Annotated in this window: 5 protein-coding genes; 2 read left to right on the top strand and 3 right to left on the bottom strand. The window is 42.6% G+C overall.

The window, feature by feature from the left end:
* The coding region (locus QZY09_RS14250; protein WP_295673417.1) for a DUF692 family multinuclear iron-containing protein at nucleotides 1–1,184 on the top strand (1,184 nt) is incomplete at its 5' end.
* Between the two features lie 9 nt (nucleotides 1,185–1,193).
* Here QZY09_RS14250 and QZY09_RS14245 read toward each other — a convergent pair.
* Complete coding sequence (locus QZY09_RS14245; RefSeq protein WP_295673416.1) at nucleotides 1,194–2,588, bottom strand: FAD-dependent oxidoreductase; 1,395 nt, start codon at nucleotides 2,586–2,588, stop codon at nucleotides 1,194–1,196.
* Nucleotides 2,589–2,681: 93 nt separating this feature from the next.
* On the opposite strand from QZY09_RS14245, the gene QZY09_RS14240 reads away from it, so the two are divergent.
* Nucleotides 2,682–3,206, top strand: a complete 525-nt coding sequence (locus tag QZY09_RS14240) for a YfiT family bacillithiol transferase (protein ID WP_295673415.1) — start codon at nucleotides 2,682–2,684, stop codon at nucleotides 3,204–3,206.
* Nucleotides 3,207–3,218: 12 nt separating this feature from the next.
* On the opposite strand, the gene QZY09_RS14235 is transcribed toward QZY09_RS14240, so the two are convergent.
* Both QZY09_RS14235 and QZY09_RS14230 read right to left on the bottom strand, forming a co-directional pair.
* Nucleotides 3,219–3,719 (bottom strand): heavy-metal-associated domain-containing protein, encoded by a 501-nt coding sequence (locus QZY09_RS14235; protein ID WP_295673414.1) that lies wholly within the window; start codon nucleotides 3,717–3,719, stop codon nucleotides 3,219–3,221.
* A gap of 97 nt (nucleotides 3,720–3,816) precedes the next feature.
* A complete protein-coding gene (locus tag QZY09_RS14230; protein WP_295673413.1) occupies nucleotides 3,817–4,632 on the bottom strand; it encodes a DUF6515 family protein in 816 nt (271 codons plus the stop codon).
* Nucleotides 4,633–4,772: the final 140 nt, after the last annotated feature.

The following is a 4,772-nucleotide window of genomic DNA, read 5'->3' as shown; positions in this document are numbered from 1 at the left end:
AGCCGCAATGGATCAGCGAGCATTTGAGTTTCAATTTGTTTAATGATGCAGGGCGCGAAATAAATTCCGGGTTCCTGCTCCCTCCCCTGCAAACCATCGAAGGCGTAAAAATTGCGGCGGCCAATATAAGGCACTACCGTGATGAAATGGGCCTTCCTTTTGCGTTTGAAACCGGTGCAAATTACCTTAAACCACGCAAAGATGAGATCCCTGATGGATTGTTTGTTAGGAAAGTGGCGGAGGAGGCCGACTGCCACATTTTACTCGACCTGCACAATATCCTCGTAAATCAGCGAAACGGGCGTCAAAGTGTCCGCGAATTTTTAAAATGCCTTCCCTATGAAAGGGTGATTGAACTGCATGTTGGCGGCGGTATTTATTATAAAGACTTTTACCTGGATGCCCATAGCGGACCTTCGGACGCGGAGTTGTTCAGCATTCTTGAAGAAGTGGTTGGCAAATTGCCCAACCTTAAGGCCCTGATGTTCGAGATTGACCCGGAATCATTCACCAAAGTGCCTCAGTCTGTTACGACGAACCAGCTAAACACGATGCGGCAAATCTGGGATAAAAGGGGCTATTACCAGAAAAAGCACAAAACAAAACCTGCTGTTTGCCCCGAAACAGGCACTGAAGCAAATATCACCGTTGCCGAATGGGAAAATACCCTTGGCAAAATGGTATTGGGGAAACCGGTTGACAATGATCTTTCAAAGGAATTGCTGCACGACAAAGGCATCGCGATCATCAAAGATATGGTGTTTAATTTCAGGGGCTCTGTATTAATTTCTACCTTAAAATTCTCTACCCGTTTACTCCGCCTTTCGGTTGGTGAAGCCGTATTTAATAGTTATGTAAATGATTTTTTTGACCTGGCTGCCCCGGAGCTGCTACCGGTTGTAGCTGCCGAACAATTTTCGGCGTATATAACATCAAATAAAATTATTGTCCCCTACCTGGATAAGATCCTGGAATACGAACTGGCCGCCATCCATACGGCGATAGACAAACAAAAACGCACAGTGAATTTTGATTTTGACCCGGCACCGCTTTTCACCGCACTACAATGTGCTAGGATGCCTTCAGCACCGTTGGAGGCTAAAACCCTGAACCTGCAGGTTGTATTCGAAAATCAGGCAAAAGCTGCCGATTCGCTTGCGTTTAACCCGATGGTGCATAACTGAAATGCGCTCCTAATTCACCAGGTTACCATTCAGATCTACAGTCCGGGCAAAAGGGTTTAAATACCGGTTGATCAATACAGCAAACTCCCTGCGGGTAATGGGACGGTTCATATCAAAATCATTCTTGAATTGATAGCGGGTTTTCCAATCGATTTTTATACGGGCATGTAAAACTAACGGATCTGTTAAAGTATAATCACTGATGAGTGATAAAGTATTGCCAACGGTAAATTTCTCACCGAGCTTCTCCTTTTCGAACCATAAAAAAGCGCGGGAATAAATTTCGGTTAAAACGGGCTTTATTTCGGCGGTGGTAACGATAGAATCAGGTTTAAATATAAATTCCTCGCCATTAGGAGACGTATCCGGGTCGTTTGGCGTAAAATTCAAAACACCTTTTATCAGTCCTGTCGCACAAATTTGTTGTACATCTCTCCAATCAGCGTCTTTAGGTGTAATGTCACTAATTGGCATAAGATACCCTTTATAATTCATTATTTCGATTTGTATTAGGCGAATATTTAGGTTTTTAGTGGTCTTTTTAAAAAATGCGCAGTAAGCAGCTACCGCGCCAACGCCCTGGCCAATAGATAATTGACGCGGTAAGCTGTGTGAACTTTCAGGAGGGGAGAATAGTGCTTCTGTAACCAGCAAATTATCCGCGCCTTTGGCAATAACTGCTTTCATCGGTACACAAAAGGTAGTAAAAGGTGGGTAATTATCAGCCGGAGCAGTAATGTCATTATAACGCTCCCATGGCAATCCATCTCCCATTGCGATAGAGGTTCGGTACAATTTTGAGTCGGCTTTATTCAAAACACTATCTAACCGTTGACAAATTGCACCTATAGATAATGCTACAACACTTCCGCTCGTTGCATCAATAACTACCCTAGCGCTTATTACTCTAATCTTCCCTTCCTTGATAATGCTTATATTCCATAAATAGTTAGTTCTTTTTAAAGCGCTAAATGTGACATTCCGATACATAGTCAAGTTTTTTACTGTATCAGCCATTTTTTGTAAAATCTCAGGGCCCGACCACGAATCATAATTTAGTGGCGAATTGGATGGTGTGTCAGAATTCTTTTCATCTTTATGATATTTGCGGAATCTTTTGCGGAATTCATCCCAAATTCCGGAGTATAAATTCCGACCATTTTCTAAGGTGCCCACGCCACCCGGACTAACAGTAACAAACCCTGATTTAAGATAGCCGGAATCTTGGCCAGATAAAGTAGCCTGCTCTATTAATATCGTTTTTACCTTACTCCTTGCGCTTTGTATCGCCGCTGCCACCCCGCTCGGGCTACCTCCGATTACCAGTACATCAGTTCTGATTGTTTGCGCGTACAGCGAAGAACACCAGAAAAGAAGTAATAGTACAACAAGCTTTTTTATCATCGGGGTATCAAATAATCTCATACAAACGCTAAATTAGGGCAAAACCTTGCTGCGAATTAAAATTATACTTAATTTAATTTTTTTTTTACACCAATGACCGACGAACAACAAAAATACCCTATCGGGAAATTCAAGGCCCCGGTATCGTATACACAGGATGACATCCGCACCTGGATCACCATTATTAAAGAATTTCCGGGCAGGTTGCGCCATGCCATTATCGCCTTGAATGAAAAACAACTCGATACTCCCTACCGTTTGGGAGGCTGGACCTTGAGGCAGGTGGTGCATCATGTTGCCGACAGCCATATGAACAGCTTAATGCGTTTTAAATGGGCACTTACCGAAGAAAGCACCACCATAAAACCTTATGAGGAAGCCGATTGGGCCTTATTGCCAGATTATCGCATGCCTGTTGAACCCTCGTTAAAAATAATTGAAGGCATCCACCAGCGCTGGGCCGCTTTGCTGGAGAGTTTTTCGGAAGATGAATGGAACCGTACTTTTGTTAACCCCGAATCGGGCAATACGCTGCAACTTAAAAAGGCGCTGGCACTATACGCCTGGCATAGCAAACATCACCTTGCGCATGTTACGGAAACGATAAAAACCTTTTAATTTCCGGGGTGTTTATATAGCTACATGATATATGCGGCCTGTTTTTGCAGGGTCATCATTAACAGTTAGTCCGCTATATTTTTTGGTGACTGACCTCGGGGCAAAACCTTTATCTACCAGGATAAAAGCCACCTCGCCGCTTAGCGGTTTATCCGCGTTCACTAATTTATAATTAGCGCCATGCGAGCTAAAGTAATTATTGGTAACCTTTACATTATCAAAATTAAAGGTGGCTTTTAAAAAGCTGATAAAAAAGTTTTCTTCGTGAACGATATTGCTGATCTGGTCGAAATTTACGGGCTTATCACTTTTAAAAGTAATTACGTAGATATTATGCATCAGGTCGGGCTTAACATCCTGGATAAATGGCAGCGCCCTCAACGAATTTTCTGTAGTTTTTGCACACAGGGCACAGTTTAACCCGCTAACCTGTAATTCAGCTTTTGTAAATTGAGCGTTTGCTGTTACCGTTGCTAAACCCAACAGTATCATTACTAATTTTAATCTTTTCATGCAGAAACTGATATACAAATAAATTGGCGGCATGAAAGTAAGCAAAAAAGCCTGTCGATAATCCAACAGGCTTATAAATTTTTTCTCCCGGCTTAAATTAAATGCCCTTGTCATCATCTGAAGGCAGGCTGGCTATGCGATAAGCAACATTTCCGCTTGGGTCGGTAACTCTCTCATAATAGATGCCATCCGGAGATACAAAGTATTTTTTGCCGTTTAAATTAACCTTGCGGCAATCATCCGGCAACTGGTTAACCATATCACCAATTTTTGGGGCAGCAACTGTTGCATTCGGGTCGGTAACATTATCACCGGTATTTAAAACGCCATCACGGCCTGCTACCACGTAAATTTTTTTGCCTTTATCGTCAGCACTTTCTTTGTAATAAACGCCATCTGATTCGTAATACTGAACGCCGTCTATTTTGATCGGGTTCGCATTACGTGGAAGATTTGGGACGCCCGCGCCAATTGGCGGAGCGGTTACCTGGTAACCGCCGTTATCATATGGGGTATAAAAAATACCATCGTAATAATAATATAAGCCTGCACCCCAATAAAATGGGTAATAGCCATAGGGCAGTATGCCACAGTAAAAACCAAGATGCGGATAGCCGTAATACCCAAAGCCAGGCCTGTAAAAGGCACCGCCATGGTAGCCTATACCACCAAAATAGCCGCGGCCGGCCCTGTAGGCAACTGTACTATGAAAATTCGCTGCAACCTGGCCGGTATTACCTGACCGCACGCCTACACTATTATGAAAGCCTATTCCACCGCCTCCAAAATGTGCGCTGGCGCCACCTCCACCACTTGAACGGGCACCACGCTGGGCACTCGCTGTTGAAATCATCAACACTGAAAGCAAGCCGCTTAAAAATAAACCGCCCGCATGTTTATAGATCCTCTTCATCGCTTTATTTAAAATATTATTAACTGCTTTTTTCAATTTTAAGTACGAAACCTTATTGATAAGTTTTCAAATTAACTATTAGACAAATACCATGCTAATGGTTTAATTTAAAAACATAAAATTATAAAATTTTCTTTTTT

It is taken from the genome of uncultured Mucilaginibacter sp. (genome assembly GCF_903913935.1).
Classification (GTDB): domain Bacteria; phylum Bacteroidota; class Bacteroidia; order Sphingobacteriales; family Sphingobacteriaceae; genus Mucilaginibacter.
Note: the sequence above shows the minus strand (reverse complement) of the source record. Positions and strands in the feature narration are given on the sequence as shown.

What these genes read in the sequence shown, in the direction of transcription:
- QZY09_RS14235 (WP_295673414.1), bottom strand. Translation starts at nt 3,719, where the DNA reads ATGAAAAGATTAAAATTAGTAATGATACTGTTGGGTTTAGCAACGGTA.
- QZY09_RS14230 (WP_295673413.1), bottom strand. Translation starts at nt 4,632, where the DNA reads ATGAAGAGGATCTATAAACATGCGGGCGGTTTATTTTTAAGCGGCTTG.
- QZY09_RS14240 (WP_295673415.1), top strand. Translation starts at nt 2,682, where the DNA reads ATGACCGACGAACAACAAAAATACCCTATCGGGAAATTCAAGGCCCCG.
- QZY09_RS14245 (WP_295673416.1), bottom strand. Translation starts at nt 2,588, where the DNA reads ATGATAAAAAAGCTTGTTGTACTATTACTTCTTTTCTGGTGTTCTTCG.